This is a genomic window from Paraprevotella xylaniphila YIT 11841, from assembly GCF_000205165.1.
Taxonomy (GTDB): domain Bacteria; phylum Bacteroidota; class Bacteroidia; order Bacteroidales; family Bacteroidaceae; genus Paraprevotella; species Paraprevotella xylaniphila.
The window spans coordinates 39,859-64,313 of sequence record NZ_GL883870.1 but is presented as its reverse complement, the minus strand read 5'-3'; the positions used below and the strand labels follow the sequence as shown (position 1 = coordinate 64,313).

Here is a 24,455-nt window from a genome sequence, read left to right as displayed (position 1 = left end):
TATTTGTTTACTTGATGGTTCCTAATACAATAGATGCTTCGCCTTGTTTACTTTCCACATGGGCTACGAGTTTGCCGATTTCTCGCTCCAGAATCTCGTCTATATCTTGTTGCTCTATGGCAAAGAGACGTAACCCCCGCTCTTCTAATTCTTGACCAATAGCCAATACTTTTTTGATAATATCAAAACTTCCTCGGTCAATAAACTTACGAGCATTTTTCAGCAAAATCTTGGATTGTAGTGATAAACTAGGTGTGCTGTTAATTTTCACCAACATTTCTTTTGCAGCCGTAGCCTTGTCACCAGCCCTTGACTTGTTGATGCGGACAAAGTATTGGTTATAAGTCTTTATGGCTTCTGCCGAAAGCTGTCGCCAGTTATCTGGTAATGGAACACGTTTGGCATTTTCTTTCACACGCATATCTTCAAGCAGTTCAAGCAAAGAAATTATTTTGGCGTTATACAGACCCTCGGCTTCTGTACGTATTCTAATTGCAAGCCTTGCAGAGTGTGGTGCTTTTACTATGAAATATGCCGTTCCACTTGCAGCCTGTGCTATCTGCCAGTCTTTATCAGCTTGTTCTATTTGCAGATAACGTTCAGGGTGAGTATCCTTGTATTGTTTCAGTTCATATACATACTTCTGCAAAGGTGATTCCTCACCGTCAACAGCTTTGGCAATATCGTAATGTACCACACTTTCCTCTTCCGAGAAAATCTTACTGTCTTCACCAAACAGGACATGGAAGGATTGTAACTTGGTATGTGCCTTGCGAACCAACTGAATCTGCGCATCGCCTTCTGCACTTGGCATGAAGTTATAAACATAGACAAAAGGCTCTTTACTGCCGATACGGTTTACACGACCTATGCGCTGCATCAGGCGAGTGGAGTTCCAAGGAGTATCATAGTTCAGAATAACATTGGCACGGTGGAGGTTCACACCTTCTGCCAAGACCTCTGTTGTAATGATAACATTGTAGTCATCCTTCCAAACACCTTCGTAATTGGCATCGAAATTTTCCTCAATCGTGTGTTCCATCTCATCACGATTGGCAGCAGTAATGACAAGTGCCTTATAACCCTTTGCCTTTACCGCTCTCGCAAGCGATTGTACTGTGTCTATAGCTTCCGAGAAGATAACCAATTTTCCAGAGGTATTCTTTTGTGGATTAAACAATTCTGGCTTGATATTCTCTTTGAATGCATCAAATTTCGGGTCTTGTGGGTTTTTTGCCCATCGATCATAGAGATTAGAAATGAGTCGGAAGTCTTCTTTCAGTTGGATATAGTATTCCTCCTTGAAGTCTTTGCGGTTATATTCTGCATTCTGTCCCTTCTCGTTACGCCCTTGTTCCGTCAATTTTGTTATCTTGGCTCTGATTTCTTCTACACAATCATTAAACGAAACACGTCTACCACGTTTCAATGTTTTGGTTTCATAGTCAAGTTCTTTGTTCACGTCAATTTGCGGACAAACGAAAATTGTGTCGTTCTCCCACATCTTAATCATGTTCTCTGTGTAACGTCGCAGGTTCAACAGGGATTGGGTGAAAGCAGTGAACGAACTTTCAAGACGCTTCACAAGAAGAATCTGCATGATGATTGCAAGCTGCTTGGCAACGTCGTTGACACCACGATTGCCTCGACCAGTATGTTTTCTTTCGTTGGCAGGGTCAGTAAAATATTCAATGGCACGATAGCGGAAATATTTTAACCACTCGTCAGTCTGCAACTTTTCTGCCTCCGTTGGAGCAATGATTGTCATAGTATCAGAGAACAGTTGAGCCAACTCGTCATCCATGATGTATTCAAGATTGTTAGGTCCAACAATTTTGGGAAATATCAAGCCTTGTGATTCCATATCATCCTTGTAATATTTCTCAACGTCAGTTCTTGTTCGGCGTTCTAGAATATCACTTAACACGCAATCACGTAGTCTCTTTGACACGGCATCCAAGCGTTGGCGGCGCTCATCTGCTGGTATGTCGTTGCTTCTATCTATCAGCGATTCATATTCTCGGTTGACATCTGCAAAGAACCTTTCGATATTACCACTTTCAGCCTTCTTCAATGTACTGTCATTGTGGTTTCTCTCAAAAAGGTAAATCTGATTCTTCAAGTCATTTGGTCGGTTGTTCTGCGGTGTGGCAGAAAGAAGACCCACGTATGGATATACCCCTGTATTAGAACAAATCTTCTGTATCAGTTCATCAAGAGACTGGTACATCAATGTGGCACTGTTGCGGAACTTATGGCTTTCGTCAATGACAATAAAGCCATAATTCTTTTCTTGGAGTGTTCCACCAAAATCGCCAGAATCGCGGCTGTCGTCATCGTCATCTTCGCAGCTCTCATCTTCGGCAACATTTCCGATGCGTCCAGTTGTAATGAAGTCAATGTATGGCGCAATCTTCTCGTCAGAATTTTTGTCGAACATGGCTATAGTCTTCTTCCAACCCGATTGAATGGCAGGAGGAGTAATGACCAATACTTTACGTTCTCGTCCATCGTCTTCTGGTACGGACAAGAAACGCTTGATGATGAGCGTACCAATAATCGTCTTGCCAAGTCCCACCACATCTGCCAACATAAAGCCACCATGTTCGTGCATAATGCCGATACACCTCTTGACAGCTTCTATTTGATATTCCAGTTTGTGGATGTTCGCTGGCAGATAAGTTTCTATCTGTTGTCCGAGTGATTTGTCTACAATGTCACCAAACTTAATTTGTAGCAATTTGATATATAGTTCGTATGGAGTGAATGATTGTTGTTCACTTTTGCGTTCTTTTTCCACGTCATCTGTTATAGGTGCAGATTTAAGGATTTGTTCTAAGAATTGTTTGTTCCAAGGTTCAGATATTTCCCATTTTTCATTAAACCATATCAAATGAGATTTATTACCAGGTATTTCATCAAGCGATAACACTTGATTTGGAGCTGTTTCAATATAGTTTAATTCAGCGTTACCTTGTAATCCTTTTTGTGTAAAATTTGTACTACCCACGATACCAATACCAATGCCGTTTGACTTTCCGTCAAAGATGTAACACTTAGAATGTAAAAATTGAGTTTCGTCATTTTCATTTTTTCGAAATACACGAATCTGAATCTTTGAATCATTGTTTTCCGTACAATAATCAAGAAGCAGACGTATAGCATCTTTATATTCCTCAGTAACATTAAGTTCGTGGATATCAGTTTTTATGAAGTCCAGCGGATAATTTGCATCTTTATATTTAGGTGACTTTAATTGATTTACGTATATATAAGGGTCTTTTCCTATAAGTAAACGAAGCGTTGTTCCTTCTTTTTCAATGAAAGACCTCAAATTTTCTTGTAGTATAGCTAAACCGGGAATATCCCAATAGCCTGTGGCAATACTAACTGTTTTAATACCATCAATGGCTAAGCATTTTCTCAATGTTGTTGTCATTGAAAGTGCTTCTATGGAATTATCTATAAGTGTATTATTCATTTTAATTCTATTCTATGGTTTGAAAATATGCGCTAATTACATTCTTTCTCTCTCCTCTCTTTTACTTTTTCCAATCCCGGCATCTTTTTAGCCAATGCACTTTCTCCTGCTGGAAAATAGAGAGGAAAAACTTTATATAAGAAACCCACAACTTCACTACGACTTTTATCCATATTGTAAAAAGCAGAGCAGACAAAGTACATTAGTTCTTGCTGACTACATGTTTCTTTAGGTTGTATGCTTATTGAGGGAGCAACTATCAAGTCATGTTCAGCAAATGATAGAGCACTGGCAAGAATAGCTTCCTGTTCTTCTTCGGTAAACATCTTTATTTTCCCAGCTAACCATTCAAGCTCTCTTTGCCGGAGTGCTTGTTGTTTTTCGTTTTGATGCTCCAATAGGATTGCTACATTTTCTTGTTGCTTTTCTGTCAAGGCGTTTTCTAATGCTTGGTTCTTTCGTTTAAGAACGTTGAATTTTAGCAAAGCAGCAATGTACATACAGAAATATCCTACTGCAATATCGAATATTAGGACAAGCAGATAATTGTTACTTGAGTTTTGTATGCCACCAGCCATATATTCACTAATAGGGATAACAGTTAATAGCATGATAATGGCTATTGCATAAAGCACTCGGTATCGCGTTTTATGGTTTACCTGTGGCAAAGAGGCAAACAAAAAGGCGATAATCAAAACGGCTATGATTGCAAAGAGTGGTATGAAAGAGGTCTCCATAGGTTTGTTGTTCTGTTTATGGTTTAACAATAATGCGCCAATAACCAGCCTTGTCTGAACCTTCGTGAACCAAAATTCCCATACCCCTAAGGCTCTTGATATTTTTCTCTATAGCGCGTTTAGTTACACCAATCTTGTTGGCCATATTATCAGCTGTGATTGAAGGATCTGAAATAACGAGGTCGATTATCTTTTGTGCAGTTTTACTGACTTTCTTCTGTGTTTCCGATGTATCTCCGAACTTATCCGCATTTACACCGAACTTTTCGACCGAACTTTCTTCATTTACACCGAACTCTTTTGTGTTTACACCGAACTTTTCGACCGAACTTTCTTCGTTTACAGGGTACTTTTCGAGGGTACTATTTACCCTGTTGGCTACTTCCTCTACAGGTATTCTTCCGCTTTCGTTCCAGTTCAAATTATAGAACGTGGTGTAGAAAGAGGTCGCTTCCGTTTGATATTGCGGTTCTTTGCCTTGCAAGAAATTAGGTAATTTCTCTGTAAGCTCTCGCATTTTGCGTAAACCGGAACCACGTTTCTCCATATAATCCAACTGTGTGAACACATCTGCAATGACAGGATTACGACGCATGGACGGCACTTTGTATATGTCACGGTCTTGAATTTGTGTACCGTCAAGCATAGCACCAGGTGATACCAGTTCTACGCGGTCATCATAAATGTCGATATGTACTTCACCGCCCATTATAGTATAATCTCTATGGATAAGGTGGTTTACCAGTCCTTCAAAGATGGCACGGTCGGAATAGTCGGGGAGGTTAAGGCGATAGTTTGGCATCTTCACCCAGCCGCTCATGGTATAGTTTTTGATGAAATCCATACCATATTTTAAGAGCAGCACAAGGTTAGCCCGATGTTCTACGGAACTGATGGCATCATCCTTATAGAGTCCAGTCCAACGGGTGCAGAAAATACGCGATTGAAATACCGTGCAATTATCCACAAACAGCAATCCTGCATTGGTCAGTTTGCCGTCAGGAGTTACTAGTCCGAATGATTCCAGATACTTGTCGTTCCATTCTTGATGGGTTTGCTCACGGAAAGTATTGGCAAGGATGATGAAAGAATGTTTGCCGGCATCCACTTGGGTAGGAAGAGAATCCCATGTCATGTGCGTGCCTTTTAATACCAACGAAAGTAATTGTTGGGAGTTGCATTCTACACTTTCATTGCCAACCCGTACATATGCGGTACGTGTCCCATCCTGATAATAGTAATAAGGTGTAAGCGTTCCTGCCTTTACTTTCACTTCAAGCAGGGTATGCCCTTCGTGTTCTATCGGAATAAGCTGAACTTCCGGCACAGGGTCAAGTCGTGCCTTCATCATTTCACTGATAAAATCAGCATCGGCTTGTGGATTCTCCAACCCTACAATTACACCGTCATCATTCACTCCATAAAACAAACTGCCACCGTCCGTATTGGCAAAAGCCGACACGGATTTAAGCCATGACTTTACTTTCTTACGTTCCAGCATTTCCTTGAAATCGTAAGCCGAGCATTCCACTATCAATGTATTGTTATGTATTTGCATAGTTTCCTTATTGTTGTTCGGGTATAATATCCCAATATCATACACAAAGGTAAGGATAAAACCGAAGAATCTGTTAAAAACATCGCTTTCTTTTGATTTTTATGCGTTTATGTCTCGTTGTTTATGAATAAAAATCGTACTTTTGTGAGCAAGAGCGTGTGTTGCTTATGGATGCTTATTTTCGGATTTGCGATATAATTGCAACACGTGTGCGTAAGTTGCTCATACAGAGATACTGTTGATTTTGAGGAAGTGAAGTAATTACATTAGGTGTTAGTTAATAGATGCGGACTCCCTCCATCAACTTCCAAAAGTTGATGGAGGGAGTCCTTTTGTTTGTATACTTTTATTTGAGTAGAGAGGCCGGATATTTCAAGTCTTACTTACCCTTTTCTAAGATAAGTTTTAATGAGGGATTCGAGTCTCTTCCGGGGGAATTCGGGGTGTACGAAGCATCGTTTGCATGTTTGGTAGAGGGCATGCAATAACAAATATAGGGGGCTGATGATTGCGACAAGAACCCATAATACTGCATTTAGGAACAATAATAAGAAGGCATACAAGCGTTGCATCTTTGTGAAGCTGGAAAATATAATACTGGATTATGCTTGCAAAAGTATGTTTTTTTTCGTACCTTTCGAAATATAACCATATAAAATATTGAAAAGATGAGGAATGTGAATAAAATAATAAAGGGGATGGTTTTCGGGCTTGCCGTTACGGCGGTTGGGCTGTGTGTTCCGCATACTGCTGAGGCATGTACGGGAATTACGTTGAAGTCGCAGGACGGCGCCACTGTCTTGGCTCGTACCATAGAGTGGGGCGGCAGCTACCTGAACAGCCGTTATGTGGTTGTTCCTCGGGGGTATGTGCAACAATCATATGTGCCTGGAGGACAAAAAAACGGATTGAAATTTACGGCGGCATACGGTTATGTAGGGATAGCCGTGGAGTTGGAGGATTTTGTGGCCGATGGACTGAATGAGGCCGGACTGGCTGCCGGTTTGTTTTACTTCCCTCACTACGGTAGTTATGAAGCGTACGGTGAGGGGCAACGTGAGAGTACATTGTCCGATTTGCAACTTGTACCTTGGATGTTGTCTCGGTTCAAGACGGTGGATGAGGTAAAAGAGGCGCTTGGAAAAGTACATGTAGTGTCATCCGACCCACGTGCTTCTACAGTCCATTGGCGTATTGCGGACGCTTCGGGACGACAGGTCGTGTTAGAGATTGTGGGCGGCATTCCTCATTTTTATGAAAATGAATTAGGCGTGCTTACCAACTCTCCAGGTTTTGAATGGCAGATGACGAACCTGAACAATTATGTAAATCTGTATGCCGGAGGGGCAGAGGCCAAACCGTTTGGCAAGGTGAAACTTGCAGCTTTTGGCGCGGGCAGCGGCTTTTTAGGGATTCCCGGCGACGTGACGCCTCCGTCCCGTTTTGTGCGTGCGGCTTTCTATCAGACTTCTTCTCCCATGCAGGCTACGGCGCGGAAGACGGTGCTGCAGGCTTTCCAGATATTGAATAATTTCGACATTCCTGTAGGGATTGAATTTGCAGATGCCAAGGTGCCGGTGGATATTCCGAGTGCCACGCAGTGGACTTCAGCCACGGATATGACAGGTTTGGTGTTTTATTACCGCACCATGTACAACAGCGAGATCCGAAGTATCGACTTGAAGGCCATAGATTTTGCCCGTGTAAAGTACCGTTCTGTTGCGATAGACGATGTGAAAGAACAACCGATTGTTCCAGTTATATTGAATTAGTGGTGGAAAAGTTGTACTTTTGCAAGGAAATAAAGACGATGGCGAATGAAAATAGGAATTATTGCAGCGATGGCTTCCGAACGCGAACAGTTGGCCCGGTTGGTCAAGGGAATGCGTACGGAACAGCATGGACTTTTTGAGTATACCGTAGGACGGTTGGGCGGGAACACCTTATATATCATGGAGTGTGGTATTGGGAAAGTGAACGCAGCCGTTGGTGCGTCCGAACTGATGGCCCACATGCAGCCGGATGTGGTGGTGAGTACGGGAGTGGCCGGAGGCATCGACGAAAAAGCCGGGGTGATGGAAGTCGTGGCAGCCTCGGAAGTCGTTTATCACGATGTGTGGTGTGGTAACGGGAACGAGGTCGGACAAATACAAGATATGCCGGCCAGGTTTGTTTGTGACGGGCGTTTGCTTTCCGTAGCTGTTTCTTTAGATGCTTCCGTACCCGTGCATGCCGGGTTGATTTGTACCGGTGACAAGTTCATTACGGAACGCGCCGAGTTGGATGCCATAAAGGCCGAATTCCCGGAGGGATTGGCCGTAGACATGGAATCGGCTGCCATAGCTCAGGTTTGCCACCTCTACCGCGTGCCTTTCATCAGTTTCCGGATTATCAGCGACACGCCGGGAGCCGATGCGCACTGGCAGCAGTACGAGAATTTTTGGGAAACGATGGCCGACCGATCTTTCGGGGTAGTACGTACCTTCTTGGAGGGTTTGCCTTCTTCTTTGTCTTAATCCGAAAAAACATATAAATCCAATGAAGAAAATTCCAAGTTTTACGATTGACCACATTCACTTGTTGCGGGGCATTTACGTCTCTCGTAAAGATGAAGTGGGAGGTGAGGCAGTGACCACGTTCGATGTCCGCATGAAAGAACCCAACCGTGAGCCGGCTTTGGGGCAAGGTGCGTTGCATACGATAGAACATCTGGCGGCCACGTTCCTGCGCAATCATCCGGTATGGTCCGATAAGATTGTGTATTGGGGGCCGATGGGGTGCCTGACGGGAAATTACCTGCTGATGAAAGGGGACTTGCAGTCGGAGGATATTGTGGAACTGATGAAAGAAACGTTCCGTTTCATTGCGGAATATGAAGGGGAAGTTCCTGGGGCAACCCCGCACGACTGCGGCAATTATTTGTTGCAGGACTTGCCGATGGCTAAATGGGAGTCTGCCAAATACCTCCATGAAGTGCTGGAACAGATGACGGACGCCAATTTGCATTATCCGTCGCAGGAAGGTTGAACCGTGCGCGGGCAGAGACGAAAATTCGTTTCGTAGGAGTGGACGGTAGATATTTTTTCAGGAACTTGAAGGGGATGGCTTTGCGAGAGGCCATCTCCTTTTTTAGAAACTGTTTCATTTGCCCAACGGTTGTATCTTCCGTCTTAATGCCTTGGAGATTTCCAGAAACATGTATTGCCGTGGGAGCGTGTGGATACGTGCGCTGTCGGCCGAGTATTTACGACGGGCATACTCTTTGGATTTCTCGAAAGTGAGCCGCGACATTTCCTCCTGCGACTTGCCTTCGGAAGTGGAATCCAGTTTTTCTTCGGGGAAAAAATCATCCAGGTCTATATCTCCGATCATCGTAGTCTCCAGAAAATTAGCCTGGTTATGACTGCGGTCGGTGTAATACCCAACATACATGTGCCCCGGAATACGCACCAATATCGGGTCGATGTTGATGGCGCGGAGCAGGGAGGCGAACAATACGCTGCCGTCCACGCAGTTGATTTGCGAAGAAGCCAAGGCGTCTTCCAACGTCCGTACGCGTTGGGAATAGACCACGTTGCTCGAAAGACTGCTGTATGAAATCGAACTGTAACGGAACTTGCGCCGTTGCAGCACGTTCCATAGGGCATAAACCTGCTTGTCCACGTAGTCTTTACGCTTGTTCTGATAGCCCATGAAACGGTTGACGATACGTGTGTTCAAGGCTTCCCGCAGGATTTTGTCTATCAACGGACTATCCTCGTTCACGTATGCGGCAAACAGGACGCCTGTATTGTGGAAGCGGTTCTTCTTGTCATTGTAGCCGATGAGGCATTCATTGATGCTGCGCACGGAGAACGTGCGTACGCGTTGGCTTGCCTCCCGGTCTTTGATTTGTACTTCCACCGACACGGTGATGGGTTCGGCCTGTGTGTTGTTGCGTAAAGCGTCGTAGTTCCAAAGAATGTCGGGATACACCGTGTAAGCCTTTCCTTCCTCGGGAAGGATGAATTCCGATACGGAACGTTTGAAAAACGGTGTTTCTGCCACCTCAACATGGAGGCGGGCGTCTTTTACGGGACTTGTGATTTGTATCGAGATTCCCGATTTGGGATTGCCCAACGCGCCTTTTTCCGTGGGGGCTACGATGAGGGTGTCCGTAGTGGCTGTGGAAAGAATCAGGGATGGGAAGATGTTTCCCCCTAATTCGTCATTCAGTTCAAACGTGGTGGAGGGGAAGATTTTGTCACGCAGGTGGAAGAAAGCCACCGTAAGTCCCCCGGCCAGAACCAGGAGGGCCAGAATCCATATTATGCGTTGGGTTGCGCCACGGCTTATTTTAATGACTATCATGTCTTCACCTCCTTTTTTGTCTGTTGTCAACCTCGTGTCGGATTTATTCTCCCGTTTCCGTAGAGTCTGTGGCTACCACCGTGTCCAAGACTTCATCTTTCGTTATTTGGTAATTGCCGTCGGGCGAGATGGTAATGGACAACGGGATGTAGATGTCCGAAGCCGGGTAGCTGACACTGGCAGCGAAGCGCAGGTTGTTGCCGTCCACTTTGTCGAAAGCCATTCCTTCCAAGATGGCATGGGATATGAAGCCTTTTTCCATATAGTTTCTGAAGTGGTTTTTGGTAAAGGCTTTATTGAAGATTTCTTTTCCTTCGCGGTTCACGCGCAACCGGATATAGTTGTCGGCATAGCGTTCGCCGCCGTCCCCCGTCACTAACGGAAGCGTGTCGTTTACCTCCCGTACGATGTCGTACGTATATCGCGTTTGTCCGACTTTGACTTCTGCACTGTAATGATAGTCTTTCATTTCCTGCACGGAATTTGTCGTGTCCGGTTTTTCATATTCACTGTATCCGCTGACGGTTTGCGGGTTATTTCCACCGCAACTGTAGCACAGCAGTACGGTGCATGCCATACATAGGAATTTGAAATGTGTCTGCATTTTCTTCTTTTTCTCAACCGTTTCACAAAGGAACAAAAAAAAGGCGAGTTGGACAAGCTTGTCTGTTATATTTTTAGGTCTTCTTTTGTTGCCTGTTATTCCATAAATGCCTATCTTTGAAGCCCCCAAGCATTTGCAATGAAAATAACGTTCTGTTTTGTCATAGTTTTGTGCCTGTCTCTTTTGTCGGCTTGTCGCGGGAAAGAGACGAAAGCAGAGGCCGTCCGGGTCGATACGCTCTCCTTGGTTATGCAGGTAAAGGAGTGTGCCCGTCTGTATACGGCCGAATATGAAGTGCATAAATTAGTTTTGAAGGATGACCCGTTGCGGGTGAAAGGGAATCTCTTTCAGCGGACGTTCGATGTAAAAGTGCCTATCGGCGAACGCAAGGTCATGATACCTCTCGATGTAACCCTGAAAGCTTACATTGACTTCACGGGGTTCGGCGAGAAGAATGTGTTGCGTTCGGGCGACCGTATTGTGGTCACTTTGCCCGATCCACGGGTGGTCGTGACCTCCTCGCGCATCAATCACGATGAAGTGAAGCAATTTGTGTCTTTGACACGTTCGGACTATACTTCTGCGGAACTGGCCGATTTTACGCGTCAGGGGGAAGACGAGATTCTGGCTTCCGTGCCGCAGTTGGGCATTTTGGAGATGGCCCGCGAGAATGCGGCCCACGTGTTGGTGCCGATGTTGACGAGGTTGGGCTATGACGAGCGGAACATAGTGGTTTCTTTCCGTAAGGATTTTACGGCGGCAGATATGCCGTTGCTGTTGGAACGTGAAGGACGGACTGAAAAACTGAAATGAAATGGGAAAATGGTTGAGTGCACTGAAGTGGTTGGTCGTGGCCGTCGTATTGGCAGTCTTTATCGGGTTGTTGGTAAAATGGAACCGTAAAGGAGGCATATCGGTGGAAGCCGGTTTTGATGACCGTATCGAGCTGACCTCTCAGGAGATACGTCGTATCGAACAAATCGGGCAATGGGAATTCTTGTCGGTCCAGTCTGAAGTCGTGGCCGATACGTTACGCGAAGGATTTTTTACCGACGACCGCTTGGTGGCTGTGTACACCGGAGTCCCCCGCATCGGCATCGACATGAACCGGGTGACCGGGGAATGGGCGCAGGCACATGGTGATACCGTGACTCTCCGTTTGCCGGCCGTGCATTTGTTGGACAAGGATTTTATCGACGAAGCCCGTACGAAGGTTTTTTATGAGAGTGGGAAGTGGTCGAATGACGTGCGTCGAGATTTGTACGACCGTGCCTACGTGAAGATGTTGCGCCAATGCCTGACACCATCAAATATGCGTAGGGCAGAGGCCAATGCACGCAATCAGTTCACGGCCTTGTTCCGTGCTTTGGGTTTTCATACGGTGGAAATCTATTTTATAAGATAACCCAACTTAATACTAATTCACAATAAATGTTATGAACTTAAATCTTATTAAAATTGTAGGAGTCGCCGTGGGGGTTGCCGGAATGACGGTGGAGACCCGGGCGGCCGTAGTGCAGGAGTATGTGGCCGAACGGGACAATACCCAAGTTAGCGCGTGGAAGAGCCATCGTCCTGAAAAACGTTTGTTCACGTCCAAGGCTGTGGAGGAACAGATACAACGTGCCAAGAAACTGTTGACGAATACGAAATTGGCATGGATGTTTGAGAATTGTTTCCCGAATACGTTGGATACGACCGTCCACTTCGACGGGGCGGACGACACCTTCGTGTACACGGGTGATATACATGCCATGTGGTTGCGGGATTCCGGTGCGCAGGTGTGGCCCTACGTACAGTTGGCCAATGAGGATCCTGAACTGAAGAAAATGTTGGCCGGAGTGATTCGCCGTCAGTTCCGGTGTATCAATATCGACCCATACGCCAATGCCTTCAATAAGGAGGCGACGGGAAGCTATTGGGCGTCCGACATGACGGATATGAAGCCCGAAGTGTATGAGCGGAAATGGGAAATCGACTCGCTGTGTTATCCCATTCGTCTGGCCTACCATTATTGGAAGGTGACGGGAGATGCCAGTGTCTTCTCCGACGAGTGGCTGCAAGCCGTGGCCTACATTCTACAGACGTTCCGGGAACAGCAGCGTAAGGATGGGAACGGCCCCTATCATTTCCAACGCAAGACGGAGCGTGCGCTCGACACCATGACCAATAACGGATGGGGCAATCCGGTGAAGCCTGTGGGGGTGATAGCCTCGGCTTTCCGACCCTCCGACGATGCCACCACGTTTCAGTTTCTGGTGCCTTCCAATTTCTTTGCCGTGACTTCCTTGCGTAAGGCTGCCGAGATATTGACCGAGGTGAACCATGAAAAGACGTTGGCCAAAGAATGCCGTGAATTGGCGGATGAAGTGGAGGCCGCCTTGAAGAAATACGCCGTATACGATCATCCCCGTTACGGAAAGGTGTATGCTTTCGAGGTGGACGGTTTTGGCAACCGTTTGCTCATGGACGATGCCAATGTGCCCAGCCTGTTGGCCATGCCTTATCTGGGTGACGTGCCAGTGGACGACCCGGTGTATCAGAATACCCGCAAGCTGATATGGAGCGAGGACAATCCTTATTTCTTTAAAGGGACGGCGGGCGAAGGCATCGGCGGGCCGCATGTCGGTTACGATATGATTTGGCCGATGAGCATCATGATGAAGGCTTTTACGAGCCGTGACGACAAGGAAATCAAAGCCTGTGTGGAAATGTTGGTGAATACGGATGCCGGTACGGGATTCATGCACGAGTCTTTCCATAAGAACGACCCGAAGAACTTTACCCGTGCATGGTTTGCTTGGCAAAACACGTTGTTCGGCGAATTGATATTGAAACTGATTAACGAGGGGAAGGCAGACTTGTTGAACAGTATCGAGACGGATTGACCCGGGAATACGGGATGCCGGCAAGGAAATCCGGTGCGGCGAAAGCTTTCCGCCGCACCGGATTTATTTGTAGGGTGATTCGGGTTCCAACTTGCCTCCCTGCCATCCGTACACTTTCGTATGGATTTCGTGGCAGATGCGTTCAAAGTCTTTCTCTTCGTCCAAATCGCCGTGCACCATAAGGAGCAGGGGGAGCGGCGAGAGGTCGGCGGCGTAAGGAGGCTGCATATAAGTACGATGTTCCCACAGGCGGAAACCGCAGCGGCGGTAGAAGCCGATGCGCCGTGCGGCAATGTCGGTTGTGGGCGGCTCCACTTCCAGCACGATAGGTTGTCCGGCTTGCCGGATGAAGGCATCGAGGATGCGCCGTCCCAGTCCGCCGCCGCGCAAGTGGGGGCAGGTGGCCAAGTGTTCCCCATAAAGGAACCCGTCCAAGGTCCAATAGTTGAACAGTCCGGCAAACGTCCCGTTTTCCACAACGACTTGAGGGTGGAAAAGTGGGTTGTGGTCGGTGTATTGGCGTTGCCGCTCCAGTGGACGGCGTTCTTCGGGCGGGAAAGCGTCCGTCATGAGCCGTTCGGCTTCAGCATAATACGGGTCTGTCGTTTTTACAGGTATGAGTTCCATTTCTGTTTGTTTTTTGGATTAGTCCTGCAAAAATACAAAGTTCGTTTTGCTTTATCCATTAAAAAATGTAATTTTGTTGTAAAACGTAAGGAAAAAGAAGAAATGACAGGACTTTTATGGCTTTTCACCGGTTTGGTATGTGGTGCCGGTGTTGTTTTTTTGTGGACGAAGGCGCGTGTGTCTTCCCTGCAGACCCTGCTGCAGGCCCGTGAGGAAGAGATGGAAAAACGTCGTCTCGACATGGAAGAACTGGCAGGACGGCAGTCGCAGGATTTCAAGGAGCGCGAGGGGCGCATGGAGAACCGTTTGGCCGAGTTGCAAGAACGGTGCGAGACGTTGAATCGCGAGAACAAAGGGTTGGCTGCCGACAAGCAGACGGTGGAAAAGGAATTGGTGTTGGTGCGCGAACAGATGGTGCGCGAGGCCGAAGAGCGCAACCGCCGTTTCAAGGAACAACTGAATCTCATGCAAGAGCAGTTGCAGAACGCTACCCGTGAAATATTGGGACAGCGCACCCGTGAGCTTTCGCAGCAGAACACGGTGCAGATGACGGCTATCATAGACCCGTTGAAAGAGACCATCCGGGAAATGCGTACGGCCATGGACAACAGCCGCGACACGCATAACAAGAATACGGCTTCGCTGGAGAAAGCCATCGAGGAAGTGATGAGGCGTACGCGTGAAATCGGGGCTGAGGCCGACAAGCTGGCTTCGGCGTTGCGCAACGAGAACAAGGTGCAGGGGAATTGGGGCGAGTTGATTCTGGACGAATTGCTCGAAAGCCAAGGGCTGAAAGAAGGCATACATTACGAGAAGCAGGTAACCCTGCGCGACCGCACCGGCAAGGCCATCTTGAACGAAGAGTCCGGGAAGCGGATGATTCCCGACACCATCCTGCATTACCCCGACGGGAAAGATGCGGTGATCGACTCCAAGGTGTCGCTTACGGCTTTCGTGGACTACCAGAACGCCGAGACCGATGAGGCGCGTGCCGAAGCCCTGCAGCGGCATGTCCGTAGCGTGCGGCAGCATGTGGCCGAATTGGCCCGCAAGGATTACAGCGCGTACATCAAGTTGCCGCGTCAGGCTTTGAATTACGTCATCATGTTCGTGCCCAACGAAGGGGCACTCCAGTTGGCGTTGGCCGAAGCACCGGAGTTGTGGCGTGAGGCTTTTTCCAAAGGGGTGTTCATCACCGGCGAGCAGAACCTCACGGCGGCACTCCGCATCATCCAGATTGCGTGGACCCAAATGCAACAGGCGCAGAACCAGGAGGCCATCTATGATACGGCCCGGATGCTGCTCGACCGCGTGGCCGACTTTATCGGCCATTTCGAGACTGTGGGACAGAAGTTGCAAGATGCTTCGTCCTCCTTTTCCAAGGCCGCCGACAAGCTGAAGGACGGGCGGTTGAGCGTGGTGGGGGCGGCCAACAAGCTTATCAAGTTGGGCGCCAAGGCCAGTGCCAAGAAGGTGATTCCCGAAGAGAACGAACCGTTGCGCGGAGTGGAAGGGACGGCGGAAGCGCCTGCCGGACTCCAAGGGTAAACGTGTCGGTAACTTTCATGAATGGACGATATTTCGTGGTTTTGCTGTCTTTTTGACAGTAAAACCACGTTTTTTGATTAAGGCATGCCCTGAAAACCGGCAGGTTTTAGAGGGGGCGCAAGGTGCTTTGGGGTACATTTTTTAGCATTTCAGGCTTGTTTTTTTACTATGTTGGGGATTTTTAAGAATCAGTCTCAGCCGAATGGTTTTTCGTTCGGCTGAGAAAACATTTTTTTTCTCCGCATGTTGTTGAGGGAATGTCCGCGCATGGCGACGGAAAGCACCTGAAAACGGGATAAGGAAATGCTTTTCAGGCGTGGTTTTATTCTATTTGGAGTGTTTTGGTTTGTAAAAGCCGGATGTCAAAATGGCATGTCCGTCTCCTCGGTTTTTTTCCTTTGTCCCGCCCTTCTGCGTTCCAATTTGTTTTCCTGCGTGCAGGATGTCACGGGAAATCCCCAAGGGCTGTCAGATTGTCTTTCCGTCTCCCTGCGAGACTCGCGTATTTCCGGGTACTTCCGTGAGGGGGCGGAAATACGCGAGTCTCGTGGAGGTCGGTTTTACTTTTTGTCAATGTCAGGATGCTCTTTGGTTGATAGGGGTCAAGGCAAACCTGTCGGCAGAAACTTTGGTCATTTCAAATCCTCCGCTTTTCAACAAGTCGTTGACTTCATATTTGAGGTTGCTGATTCTCCGTTTGGAAGCAGGCGAACCGTCAAAGAAATTCTCATTGAATACGGTATTGAGTTCCGTGAATGAGATTTCGTGCGTGGGCTGTTTCATCAGGTAGTCCAACAGGGACACCACTTGGCAGCGGCTTGGGTAGGCTATGCCGTCTATGATGATTTCGTTGGTATAGATGTTCACTTGTATCTTGTGGAGTTCGCATTCCGACGTGTCTGCCATCAAATCGACCAATTCCGGATGGCGTTTTTGTTGTTGGCGGAAGTACCATACCATCATGGCTGTCATCAGGCATAAACATACGAAAGCAATGCCCATCCAGTAATAGGCGTGGAATATCATGTTTTGCGTGTGCCTTATGGCCAATAAAGGTAGGGTGCCATCGTCGCAGTAGGTTTCCCATTCCATACAGTGGTGTAGGCTGATGCATGCCCCTATGATTGCAGTCAGGATTAAGATGGCAGCCGATGATGCGATTAGGTTAATAATGTAACTCGCTCTAAATTGGACTTTGATTGAAAATCAAGAAGTTGGGCGTTTGCCTATATTATATAGGTAACAATATGGAAACGAGCGACCTTCTGCTCGTTTCTGTATTTTGCAATATGCAAAGAACGCCTTAATTCGGGGACAAAGATACGATATTTTTCTAAATATCCAATGATTTACAAGAGGAATTTTATGGAAATTAGAACTTTTGCGTAAAATCTGATGCTTACCGACACAATATGCATCCAAAAACAAACAGCAGGTATTCGGATATAGTTTATCCGAATACCTGTTGCCATAACGTTTTATTGCTGACGATGATTCTGACATCGACTTTCATGTACTGTTGCAATATTGGGGTATTTTGTCCCTGTGTGCTCACAGTGGCTGTAGCCATAAAATAGTTGCCATCTTCCCTATGTATGAGTTTGGCATTATGGCTTATGATGTTGCAGTTATAAGATGCATTGTCGTTGCCCTCGAAAGAAACATGAGCTGTCCTTGGCTCATCGAAAAGATGCAAATACTCAAAAAAATCTTAAAACATTCTTTATCCCCGATTAAATATCGTACCTTTGCAACCGAAAGAGTTCTTTGAATGGTTATGCAAATCACAGCAGGATGCTACATTCTGTATATTTCTAATTCGTAACCTCTTCTTTTTATGAGATAAAAACTTATCTCATTCTCATTTACTTATAAAAAATAAGTACTTTCGATGAAAAAACTCTTCAATATTTAGACTTACTGACATAGGGCTGTCATAGAAGACGCTATCTTTGTATCAAAAAGTATTAAACTTAATATTATAGAATATGAAAAGATTATTTTTATGCTCATCATTTGCTGATGTTGCTAATCTATTTGTCGATTGTGCCAAAGAAGATTTGCAAGGGAAAATTATAGCTTTTATACCAACTGCAAGCCTTACAGAACCAATACGATTCTATGTAAAAAAGGGGAAAAAGGCTTTAGAAGAAGCAGGAATGATTGTTGAAGAAGTCGAGATTACCCAACTGCCCAAAGAGGAAATATCTTCTATATTACATAAATGCGATTATATCTACATAACAGGTGGAAATACATTTTTCCTTTTGCAAGAGTTAAAAAGAAAAGGTGTTGATAAAATTATATCTAAACAAGTGAAATTGGGTAAACTGTATATTGGGGAATCTGCCGGAGCAATAATAGCCTCTCCCGATGCAGAATATATGAGAAGTGTGAATTTTGATCCAATAGAAAAGGCTCCTGAATTGAAAGACTGTACTTCTTTAGATTTGGTCGATTTTTATACGATTCCCCATTATGGAAATTTTCCATTCAAGAAAAAAGGTGAAAAGATAGTTCAACTATATAATGAGAAGTTGCAGCTTATTCCTATAAGTAATAAACAAGCTGTTATTATTGAAGATTCAAATATTCAAATTAAAGATGCAAAATGAATAGAATAGACCGTATTTCTGCTATATTGATTCAGTTACAATCGCACTCGTTAGTGAAAGCACAGCAAATTTCAGAACGTTTTGTAGCATAGACGAGATGCCAAGAAAGCATATCAAAGCAGAATGCAGCAACAAGAACGGTTGGCAATTCGTTACCTCAAAATCGGACAATCCTCCCAATGTCCTTATTATAAAGGGATAAAGATTATATTCCAAAATTACACTAAATAAATGAGAGGGGAATGTATTAAGTTTATTTCCCTCTCATTTAGTTTAGTTAGTTTCCAGAAACTTTATTTTGAGCTTTTCATAGCACGTTTTATGCGATTTGATTCTTGCAAAAGCTTATTGGCTATACTATCTTTATAAGTAGCCATTTCAACCATTTCATGATGATGGCGAATAGAATCCTCGTAGGCAGCAACACAATTTCTTACATCATCTATAACTCTCTCATCTCGGCAAACAGAAAAATGCTTTTCGATGTATCGAACATTTGGGTCGTCAGATGGAAGAACCATCTTCAATGCCCGATATTTCAAGTCTGCTACCTCCCAAGCTTGATACTCTCGCCATTGGGCTAGGTTGCCCCAAATGGAGATGACAAGAGATAGAGCCAAGCCTCCAATGAAAAGAAGAACATACTTTGAAGTTGGCTCGAAGCGATGAGTCACTACTTTCTTCAGAGGTGTGTTATCCATTGCGTGAAGTTTGTCCTGCACATTTTTTGATGTGGCATTCAGCTCTTGTTTCACCTGATTAATGGTATCAAACAAGAGTTTGCTTCGCTGTTCATCTTTGCTTGCTTCTTTCTTGGTAAGGTCGGTAAAGATACAGATAGCCTCTCTTAATCTTACCAATTTGTCAATAGCTTCCCCTTCTTTTACAGCCATAGCAAGAATAGCTTTTTCAAGTTTGCTTGTATCAACACTTACAGAGACCGGAGTGCTTTCCGCCTCTGTATTCTTTGGTGAGGCAGAAAGTTCATCGACTTTTTGCTCCAATCTCTCAACTGTGCCGTAGATGGCTTCTAACATTTCTTCTTTCATGTTCGATTCTAATTTTAAGTTTATGACTTGCATCAAAGGCTAAAGCCTCTTCTGCGTTTCTTCTTTTTTTTCTTGGATGATTCATCCTCTGGGAATTGCTCAAAGGTCTGTGCATTGGCAGGAGCAAAGAGTCCTATGGAAGAAATACCGTCCCAAGGATCCTGACTGCTCTCCGACATGAATGGCATCTGCTCATTCTTGTGACAACCCTGCTCATATTGCTGAGCAGATTTGGCTCTTGCTGATAAAAGGTTCTCCGTTCCCTCTAATTTCGCATTCAGTTTGCCAAAGCTATAGTCACGGCTAATCTGCGTACCCTTGAAACAATATCCGTCCTTACAGAAACGGATGCCTTGAACCTTGGTTCGCTCCTTATCCTTATAGACAAACTCTAAGTGAACACCTCGTTTTGCAAGTTCATTCTTGAACTTCTGCCAACTATCAGCACCTTTCAAGGCCTCCTTGACGGCATTGTGAACCTCGTATTTGGCACGCTCTGCATTGCGCAATTTGCGAGTGTTAGTCTTGCTCTTGTCCGTTCCGTAAGTCAATCCATACTTGGATTTTAGAGCCTTGGTCACTTGCTCATTACGCCTGTAATCGTGGGCGTCTGATATGAGTTTGCCTTCATTGTTGATGCGGTTATACACGATATGACAATGTGGATTGTCCGTGTTGTGATGCCTTACGATAATGAATTGGGTATCGTTGATACCCATCATTTGCATGTATTCAAGGGCTATCTTAGCCATGAAATCATCCGTCAAACGTGGCTTGTCATCGGGCTTGAAACTGAGTGCAATGTGTCCCACAGGCTTCTTAATCCTTGGATTTAGCTGTCTTTGCAGCTCAAAACTTTGTACTATCTCGGCATTCGTGCCGAGTAACACTCCATCGGATGCAAGGATTTTCGCCTCGTCCTTGCCTGTAACATAGCGGATGCAACCACCAAATGAGCTGCCCTTCTTTAGCTTGCCTATCATGTGGTATCCTCCTTTCTGCCCATACTGCTTGGCTTCGGTTTATAACTTGCTTGGCGATACTCGCCAAGGATTGCTTTCAATCTCCTCAACAAGTCCACTACATACACATGGGTTTCCTGGAACCCTCTCTGATGCGACAGCTTGGTAAGTTGGTTGAGGTTGTTCGCCATGCCAATGAGGTGCTTGGCGATGGCTACCGTCTCTGCGTTGTGTCCGCTGACCACCTCGCCGTTCAAGGCGGACTCACGGATGTACTCCGCCAATTTGCGGTTGGCTTTTCTCGCCCTCAGTCTCAAAGCCTCGTAGCTTGGCTTCGAGAACTTCACCGTGACAGACTTCGACAGCTTGCGAACCCTGCCCGTAGGCGGTCTTCCGCCCTTTTTCCTATTCTGTTCCTGTATGTTTGTCATTCGATATACTGTTTACAGTTGGTACACTCACTTTCTGCGACCGTTGGGAGCAAAATTCCTCCGCCCTCATGGTGGAGCGAGGCGTTTTGGGGGTTCCCAAAACATAACCTCGCTCCCTCTCAGAACACGTTAGTTGGAACTACAGCCTTTCAGCTATCCACGTCCAAGGTCGCAGACCTTAATTCTCACAATTTGCGCCAAGCCTCGAAGTCCTCTTCATAAAGGCTTAGGTGGTGGCGCACGATGTTCTCGATGATGCCCGATACGCTCATGCGTCTCCCTCCGAGGATGCGGACGACACGATCAAGACGGTCTCGTACATCGGAACTGACGAAGACTGGCTTGCGGTCGTCAATCCTTGGAACCTGGAGGAAGGTCTGCTGATACTCCTCCAATGTCGCCTTGCGCTGCTTGCCACTGATGCGCTTCTGCGGATTCGGTGGCGATTGAGCCTCGTTCGTTGATGTTTCCTCTCTATAGGGAGTTGTTGCAGCAACTTTCTCTACAATTGCTCTCAACTCTGGGTTCTCTACACCATCATAGAGAGAATTACAACTACTTGGATTGGCTTTGTTGCCATACGTAGATGGTTTAACAAAATCCAAATACTCTTTTTCCATCAGCTCCTTTTGCTCAGGAGCCAAGACTGCATCTTTTGTTCTTGCCATAGCTTATGCTGTTTTATTTGTTAGTATAGTGGTCACGGTTTGCACCATTGACCGATTGTCGGGTGCAAAGTAAGTGTACTGAGTGCAGCCATGCAACTGATTGGGTGTAACGTGGCAATTTAGTTGTGGCTTGCTTATTTGCATACCGAGATAGTTGTGAGAACTTCAACGTATTTCTCAACTCATCATTGTTCATGTATTCGTTGCAGTCGTGCAAGTTTTTCTTGTTGTTTTTGGCGTTGAAGTCGGCAAACCCCGGCAACATACTGCCACAGAAATTGAAAACGCTTGTTTTTAGATTGCCGTGCCTTATCTTTGCACTCACAAACGTGGAGCACTGCATATGCGTGGAGCTTTGCGATAAACATAGTATTAACTTAGAAAAAAGAAAAGTATGGGATTCATCGTATTCGAGGAAGAGGCATTCAACTATCTTGATGCCCAGTTGGAGAACTTCGTGAAGCGCATGGACAGAATCCGTGAGCGCAGTGAGGACAAGACCATGAACAAGTGGCTCGACACGCAGGACGTGTGTCAGACGCTCAACATCTGCCCACGGACAGTGCAGACGCTTCGGGACAACGGAACTTTGGCTTATACGCAAATCAGCCACAAGACCTACTACAAGCCGGAGGACGTGATGGCTATCGTAGCAGTAGTGGAGGACAGGAAAAAGGACATGCGCTTTCGCAAGCGCACAGGTTAGGCTGGCAATATACAACAGCCACTTTATCCAATGCAGCAAGTAAAACGAGTAACGTAAGTATCAACAATAAAACGAGACAACTATGAGCAATGAAGTAATGACAAGAAACAGCGAGTGGATGAACCACATCGTGAACCACCTCAACCGAATGGTTGACAATTTTGAACGTGCCGTGATGAACTACCGCCCCATGCTTGGCGGTGAGCGCTTCATGACGGACAAGGAGCTTTGTGCCAGGCTGCAACTGAGCCGAAGAACCCTGCAGGACTACCGAAACAACGGTGTCATCCCGTATATCCAGCTTGGCGGAAAGATACTCTACCGCGAGTCCGACATTCAGAAGATTCTGATGGCTAACTATCGTGAGGCGTACAGAATGAAAGGTGTATAGGAGAATATCCTTGATGAGTGTGTGAAATGAACAAGGCGACAACGTATAACTTACCGAGTGTGGCTGTTATAGGTTGTCGCCTCGTTTTATTGGCTATACCGAGTTGGTCGTGTTTACCGAGTGTTCTCCTTATGGTCTGTATAAAATCTAATACCATGCTAAAACACACTGCGGTGGTTCGCCCAAGTGGCTGGAGGCGCAAAGCCTCCAAGGAACGTTGCTTTATGGCAGGGCTATGCCATTGCGTTCTCTGTAAAGATACAGACCAGTTTAGTGCGGCTTGTCTGCCTGCCGATGACGGACTGCATGATGAACTCCCGAAAGGCTCGGCTCTCAATGCTGTCAATACGGAAGGCTACCGCAATGACGAGTTCAAGACTATACACATCATAGCTGATGCGGTCGTTCTTCCTGACATGACGGCGTACACCCTGCTCTTTCAGAATGCCATCCTTGAATACAGCCTTGACAGCCTTGCGCACATAGCAGCCGAACACATTATACATGTCGGCAATCTCCTGCATGGTCATCCATACAGTATCGGTCGGCATGGATACCGTTCCGCTCTCGCTGATAGTTATAACTCCTCTGTTCATTTTCCAATAGTTTTTTCGTTCGATAATCTGTTCCTTTCTCGCTTGGCAATAAGCTTATCCATGTCATTTGAAATCTTCTGCTCCGTCACCTGCGCATAGACCTGTGTGCTTGTGATGTCTGCGTGTCCCATCATCTTGGCTATGCTGCCGATGGGAATGTCCTCGTTGAGCATCAAGACTCCGAATGTATGGCGGCTGGCGTGGAATCCCAACTTATTACTTATGCCAAGCACCATTCCAAGGGTATGCACATCAAGATAGATGTCTTTCTTCTCACCCAGTGGAAAAACAGGCTTGCTGTCGTCCGTGGTATTGTAGAGCGAAAGAATCTTCTCGGCTATCGGATGGAGTGGCACGAAGAACTCCACGCCTGTCTTCTCTCTTTCCTTGCGGATGAACTTCCTACCCTCGGAGTTCTCACTGATATGGTGAGGGTACAGTTTCTTTACATCTATATAGGATAAGGAGGTGAGCGAGGCAAAAATGAAACATCTGCGTGCAAGCTCCGTTCGCTCGTCAGCCATCGGGGTAGAGAGCATCTTGATGAAGTCTGCCTTGCTGATATGGGTCATCTTCGGGGCTGCCTTCTTCTCATACCCTATCTTGGCTATGGGATTGAAGCGGATAATGCTCCTGTCCACTGCCTTGTACATCAACATGTTCAGCCAGAGAAGGCAATGGTTCACGTAGCTGTCGATGCGTCCCTGGTCTCGTTTCAGGAATAGCCTGTATTCCTCCCCGAAATTCTCGTCTATGTCCTCAAAGGCGATGTCGTCCTTATCCAACGAATGGACAAAGGCTTTCAGGTTCTTCTGCCATGTCCGCTTGTGCAGAAAGGTTTGTCTGGCTTTTGAGGTTCGATACCATTCCACGATGGTATCACCAAAACTCAGCAAGAACCTTCCTGTCGTGTCCTTGTCCTTCAACACAGCCTTCAGCATTTCCACGGTGATGATGCCATTGGTGGTAAGAAGTGAGTTGTATTTATCCTTGACCTCAGCAAGGAAACTTGCCAATCGTCCGTTGTCCCTTGCGTTCCGTACCTCTCCCTTCTTGGCGTTCCACTCCTGTGGGGTACAGGATATGCCTGTGGAAATGGCTGCACTTTTGCCGTCAACGGTGATGCGGCAAAGTATGTTGGCTGTTCCGTCTGCCTTCACCTTCTGTCTGTTGATGTAAGGCAAAATTGAAAATGTACTTCTGCTCATAGTTGTTGTCCTTATAATATAATAATGTAGTTGAAA

At 46.0% G+C, this 24,455-nt stretch carries 23 protein-coding genes; 10 read left to right on the top strand and 13 right to left on the bottom strand.

What is annotated here, in order from left to right; genetic code table 11:
• Positions 1-7: 7 nt before the first annotated feature.
• Genes HMPREF9442_RS11360 through HMPREF9442_RS11350 form a run of 3 tightly spaced genes read right to left on the bottom strand, consistent with a single transcriptional unit; the run spans position 8 to position 5,776 of the window.
• Positions 8-3,481 carry a helicase-related protein gene (locus HMPREF9442_RS11360; RefSeq protein WP_008628652.1) on the bottom strand — a complete coding sequence of 1,158 codons (3,474 nt, stop codon included), beginning with the start codon at positions 3,479-3,481 and terminating at the stop codon, positions 8-10.
• A gap of 32 nt (positions 3,482-3,513) precedes the next feature.
• Positions 3,514-4,218 carry a hypothetical protein gene (locus tag HMPREF9442_RS11355; RefSeq protein WP_008628651.1) on the bottom strand — a complete coding sequence of 235 codons (705 nt, stop codon included), beginning with the start codon at positions 4,216-4,218 and terminating at the stop codon, positions 3,514-3,516.
• A gap of 16 nt (positions 4,219-4,234) precedes the next feature.
• Positions 4,235-5,776 (bottom strand): RNA-binding domain-containing protein, encoded by a 1,542-nt coding sequence (locus HMPREF9442_RS11350; RefSeq protein ID WP_040603016.1) that lies wholly within the window; start codon positions 5,774-5,776, stop codon positions 4,235-4,237.
• 668 nt (positions 5,777-6,444) lie between these two features.
• Between HMPREF9442_RS11350 and HMPREF9442_RS11340 the strand changes: the two genes are divergently transcribed.
• From HMPREF9442_RS11340 to HMPREF9442_RS11330, 3 genes are read left to right on the top strand one after another with little or no spacing between them, the layout of a single operon-like run.
• Positions 6,445-7,548 carry a linear amide C-N hydrolase gene (locus HMPREF9442_RS11340; protein WP_008628648.1) on the top strand — a complete coding sequence of 368 codons (1,104 nt, stop codon included), beginning with the start codon at positions 6,445-6,447 and terminating at the stop codon, positions 7,546-7,548.
• Between the two features lie 45 nt (positions 7,549-7,593).
• A complete protein-coding gene (locus HMPREF9442_RS11335) occupies positions 7,594-8,292 on the top strand; it encodes a 5'-methylthioadenosine/adenosylhomocysteine nucleosidase (protein WP_008628647.1) in 699 nt (232 codons plus the stop codon).
• Positions 8,293-8,314: 22 nt separating this feature from the next.
• Positions 8,315-8,803: an S-ribosylhomocysteine lyase gene (locus HMPREF9442_RS11330; RefSeq protein ID WP_008628646.1), complete on the top strand. Its 489-nt coding sequence runs from the start codon at positions 8,315-8,317 to the stop codon at positions 8,801-8,803.
• A gap of 114 nt (positions 8,804-8,917) precedes the next feature.
• On the opposite strand, the gene HMPREF9442_RS11325 is transcribed toward HMPREF9442_RS11330, so the two are convergent.
• Together HMPREF9442_RS11325 and HMPREF9442_RS11320 are read right to left on the bottom strand one after the other, a co-directional pair.
• Positions 8,918-10,126, bottom strand: a complete 1,209-nt coding sequence (locus HMPREF9442_RS11325; RefSeq protein ID WP_008628645.1) for a hypothetical protein — start codon at positions 10,124-10,126, stop codon at positions 8,918-8,920.
• Between the two features lie 43 nt (positions 10,127-10,169).
• Complete coding sequence (locus tag HMPREF9442_RS11320; RefSeq protein WP_253271107.1) at positions 10,170-10,703, bottom strand: DUF4738 domain-containing protein; 534 nt, start codon at positions 10,701-10,703, stop codon at positions 10,170-10,172.
• A 165-nt stretch (positions 10,704-10,868) separates the two neighbouring features.
• Between HMPREF9442_RS11320 and HMPREF9442_RS11315 the strand changes: the two genes are divergently transcribed.
• The 3 genes from HMPREF9442_RS11315 to HMPREF9442_RS11305 all read left to right on the top strand — a co-directional run bounded on the left by HMPREF9442_RS11315 (position 10,869) and on the right by HMPREF9442_RS11305 (position 13,618).
• The gene (locus HMPREF9442_RS11315) at positions 10,869-11,543 is read left to right on the top strand and encodes a DUF4230 domain-containing protein (protein WP_008628630.1); all 675 of its coding nucleotides are present in this window, start codon (positions 10,869-10,871) and stop codon (positions 11,541-11,543) included.
• A 1-nt stretch (position 11,544) separates the two neighbouring features.
• Entirely contained in the window at positions 11,545-12,135 is a 591-nt protein-coding gene (locus HMPREF9442_RS11310; protein WP_008628629.1) for a DUF4230 domain-containing protein, read from the top strand.
• 82 nt (positions 12,136-12,217) lie between these two features.
• Positions 12,218-13,618, top strand: a complete 1,401-nt coding sequence (locus tag HMPREF9442_RS11305) for a glycoside hydrolase family 125 protein (protein WP_253271110.1) — start codon at positions 12,218-12,220, stop codon at positions 13,616-13,618.
• A 63-nt stretch (positions 13,619-13,681) separates the two neighbouring features.
• Here the strand turns inward: HMPREF9442_RS11305 and HMPREF9442_RS15940 are convergent, their stop codons facing one another.
• Positions 13,682-14,245 carry a GNAT family N-acetyltransferase gene (locus HMPREF9442_RS15940; RefSeq protein ID WP_008628626.1) on the bottom strand — a complete coding sequence of 188 codons (564 nt, stop codon included), beginning with the start codon at positions 14,243-14,245 and terminating at the stop codon, positions 13,682-13,684.
• Between the two features lie 102 nt (positions 14,246-14,347).
• Here HMPREF9442_RS15940 and HMPREF9442_RS11300 point away from each other — a divergent pair, with 102 nt between their 5' ends.
• Positions 14,348-15,793, top strand: coding sequence for a DNA recombination protein RmuC (locus HMPREF9442_RS11300; protein ID WP_087944112.1), 1,446 nt, complete (start codon positions 14,348-14,350; stop codon positions 15,791-15,793).
• A gap of 576 nt (positions 15,794-16,369) precedes the next feature.
• Here the strand turns inward: HMPREF9442_RS11300 and HMPREF9442_RS11295 are convergent.
• Entirely contained in the window at positions 16,370-16,885 is a 516-nt protein-coding gene (locus HMPREF9442_RS11295; protein WP_008628618.1) for a hypothetical protein, read from the bottom strand.
• Positions 16,886-17,781: 896 nt separating this feature from the next.
• On the opposite strand from HMPREF9442_RS11295, the gene HMPREF9442_RS11285 reads away from it, so the two are divergent.
• The gene (locus HMPREF9442_RS11285) at positions 17,782-18,408 is read left to right on the top strand and encodes a Type 1 glutamine amidotransferase-like domain-containing protein (protein WP_004315354.1); all 627 of its coding nucleotides are present in this window, start codon (positions 17,782-17,784) and stop codon (positions 18,406-18,408) included.
• Between the two features lie 293 nt (positions 18,409-18,701).
• Here HMPREF9442_RS11285 and HMPREF9442_RS11280 read toward each other — a convergent pair whose 3' ends face one another.
• The 4 genes from HMPREF9442_RS11280 to HMPREF9442_RS11265 all read right to left on the bottom strand — a co-directional run bounded on the left by HMPREF9442_RS11280 (position 18,702) and on the right by HMPREF9442_RS11265 (position 21,518).
• Positions 18,702-19,457 carry a hypothetical protein gene (locus tag HMPREF9442_RS11280; RefSeq protein WP_040603043.1) on the bottom strand — a complete coding sequence of 252 codons (756 nt, stop codon included), beginning with the start codon at positions 19,455-19,457 and terminating at the stop codon, positions 18,702-18,704.
• 32 nt (positions 19,458-19,489) lie between these two features.
• Positions 19,490-20,440: a relaxase/mobilization nuclease domain-containing protein gene (locus HMPREF9442_RS11275; protein WP_008628611.1), complete on the bottom strand. Its 951-nt coding sequence runs from the start codon at positions 20,438-20,440 to the stop codon at positions 19,490-19,492.
• On the bottom strand, positions 20,437-20,850 hold the full coding sequence (locus tag HMPREF9442_RS11270; RefSeq protein WP_008628605.1) for a plasmid mobilization protein: 414 nt from the start codon (positions 20,848-20,850) through the stop codon (positions 20,437-20,439). Before HMPREF9442_RS11270 ends, HMPREF9442_RS11275 begins: the two co-directional genes overlap by 4 nt.
• A gap of 185 nt (positions 20,851-21,035) precedes the next feature.
• Positions 21,036-21,518 (bottom strand): DUF3408 domain-containing protein, encoded by a 483-nt coding sequence (locus HMPREF9442_RS11265; RefSeq protein ID WP_008628603.1) that lies wholly within the window; start codon positions 21,516-21,518, stop codon positions 21,036-21,038.
• 394 nt (positions 21,519-21,912) lie between these two features.
• Between HMPREF9442_RS11265 and HMPREF9442_RS11255 the strand changes: the two genes are divergently transcribed.
• Both HMPREF9442_RS11255 and HMPREF9442_RS11250 read left to right on the top strand, forming a co-directional pair.
• Positions 21,913-22,224, top strand: coding sequence for a helix-turn-helix domain-containing protein (locus HMPREF9442_RS11255; protein WP_008628599.1), 312 nt, complete (start codon positions 21,913-21,915; stop codon positions 22,222-22,224).
• Positions 22,225-22,306: 82 nt separating this feature from the next.
• The gene (locus tag HMPREF9442_RS11250; RefSeq protein ID WP_008628594.1) at positions 22,307-22,615 is read left to right on the top strand and encodes a helix-turn-helix domain-containing protein; all 309 of its coding nucleotides are present in this window, start codon (positions 22,307-22,309) and stop codon (positions 22,613-22,615) included.
• Between the two features lie 233 nt (positions 22,616-22,848).
• On the opposite strand, the gene HMPREF9442_RS11245 is transcribed toward HMPREF9442_RS11250, so the two are convergent.
• Both HMPREF9442_RS11245 and HMPREF9442_RS11240 read right to left on the bottom strand, forming a co-directional pair.
• Positions 22,849-23,211: a virulence RhuM family protein gene (locus HMPREF9442_RS11245; RefSeq protein ID WP_008628592.1), complete on the bottom strand. Its 363-nt coding sequence runs from the start codon at positions 23,209-23,211 to the stop codon at positions 22,849-22,851.
• Positions 23,208-24,419 carry a site-specific integrase gene (locus HMPREF9442_RS11240; protein ID WP_008628591.1) on the bottom strand — a complete coding sequence of 404 codons (1,212 nt, stop codon included), beginning with the start codon at positions 24,417-24,419 and terminating at the stop codon, positions 23,208-23,210. Before HMPREF9442_RS11240 ends, HMPREF9442_RS11245 begins: the two co-directional genes overlap by 4 nt.
• Between the last annotated feature and the right edge of the window lie 36 nt (positions 24,420-24,455).

Excerpts from the sequence above, each read along its gene's own strand:
- HMPREF9442_RS11295 (WP_008628618.1), bottom strand. The coding sequence starts at position 16,885 with ATGGAATGGGAAACCTACTGCGACGATGGCACCCTACCTTTATTGGCC.
- HMPREF9442_RS11355 (WP_008628651.1), bottom strand. The coding sequence starts at position 4,218 with ATGGAGACCTCTTTCATACCACTCTTTGCAATCATAGCCGTTTTGATT.
- HMPREF9442_RS11315 (WP_008628630.1), top strand. The coding sequence starts at position 10,869 with ATGAAAATAACGTTCTGTTTTGTCATAGTTTTGTGCCTGTCTCTTTTG.
- HMPREF9442_RS11320 (WP_253271107.1), bottom strand. The coding sequence starts at position 10,703 with ATGGCATGCACCGTACTGCTGTGCTACAGTTGCGGTGGAAATAACCCG.
- HMPREF9442_RS11245 (WP_008628592.1), bottom strand. The coding sequence starts at position 23,211 with ATGAACAGAGGAGTTATAACTATCAGCGAGAGCGGAACGGTATCCATG.
- HMPREF9442_RS11335 (WP_008628647.1), top strand. The coding sequence starts at position 7,594 with ATGAAAATAGGAATTATTGCAGCGATGGCTTCCGAACGCGAACAGTTG.
- HMPREF9442_RS11240 (WP_008628591.1), bottom strand. The coding sequence starts at position 24,419 with ATGAGCAGAAGTACATTTTCAATTTTGCCTTACATCAACAGACAGAAG.
- HMPREF9442_RS11255 (WP_008628599.1), top strand. The coding sequence starts at position 21,913 with ATGGGATTCATCGTATTCGAGGAAGAGGCATTCAACTATCTTGATGCC.
- HMPREF9442_RS11285 (WP_004315354.1), top strand. The coding sequence starts at position 17,782 with ATGAAAAGATTATTTTTATGCTCATCATTTGCTGATGTTGCTAATCTA.
- HMPREF9442_RS11310 (WP_008628629.1), top strand. The coding sequence starts at position 11,545 with ATGGGAAAATGGTTGAGTGCACTGAAGTGGTTGGTCGTGGCCGTCGTA.
- HMPREF9442_RS11280 (WP_040603043.1), bottom strand. The coding sequence starts at position 19,457 with ATGAAAGAAGAAATGTTAGAAGCCATCTACGGCACAGTTGAGAGATTG.
- HMPREF9442_RS15940 (WP_008628626.1), bottom strand. The coding sequence starts at position 14,245 with ATGGAACTCATACCTGTAAAAACGACAGACCCGTATTATGCTGAAGCC.
- HMPREF9442_RS11250 (WP_008628594.1), top strand. The coding sequence starts at position 22,307 with ATGAGCAATGAAGTAATGACAAGAAACAGCGAGTGGATGAACCACATC.
- HMPREF9442_RS11325 (WP_008628645.1), bottom strand. The coding sequence starts at position 10,126 with ATGATAGTCATTAAAATAAGCCGTGGCGCAACCCAACGCATAATATGG.
- HMPREF9442_RS11270 (WP_008628605.1), bottom strand. The coding sequence starts at position 20,850 with ATGACAAACATACAGGAACAGAATAGGAAAAAGGGCGGAAGACCGCCT.
- HMPREF9442_RS11300 (WP_087944112.1), top strand. The coding sequence starts at position 14,348 with ATGACAGGACTTTTATGGCTTTTCACCGGTTTGGTATGTGGTGCCGGT.
- HMPREF9442_RS11330 (WP_008628646.1), top strand. The coding sequence starts at position 8,315 with ATGAAGAAAATTCCAAGTTTTACGATTGACCACATTCACTTGTTGCGG.
- HMPREF9442_RS11265 (WP_008628603.1), bottom strand. The coding sequence starts at position 21,518 with ATGGCAAGAACAAAAGATGCAGTCTTGGCTCCTGAGCAAAAGGAGCTG.
- HMPREF9442_RS11340 (WP_008628648.1), top strand. The coding sequence starts at position 6,445 with ATGAGGAATGTGAATAAAATAATAAAGGGGATGGTTTTCGGGCTTGCC.
- HMPREF9442_RS11305 (WP_253271110.1), top strand. The coding sequence starts at position 12,218 with ATGACGGTGGAGACCCGGGCGGCCGTAGTGCAGGAGTATGTGGCCGAA.
- HMPREF9442_RS11275 (WP_008628611.1), bottom strand. The coding sequence starts at position 20,440 with ATGATAGGCAAGCTAAAGAAGGGCAGCTCATTTGGTGGTTGCATCCGC.
- HMPREF9442_RS11350 (WP_040603016.1), bottom strand. The coding sequence starts at position 5,776 with ATGCAAATACATAACAATACATTGATAGTGGAATGCTCGGCTTACGAT.
- HMPREF9442_RS11360 (WP_008628652.1), bottom strand. The coding sequence starts at position 3,481 with ATGAATAATACACTTATAGATAATTCCATAGAAGCACTTTCAATGACA.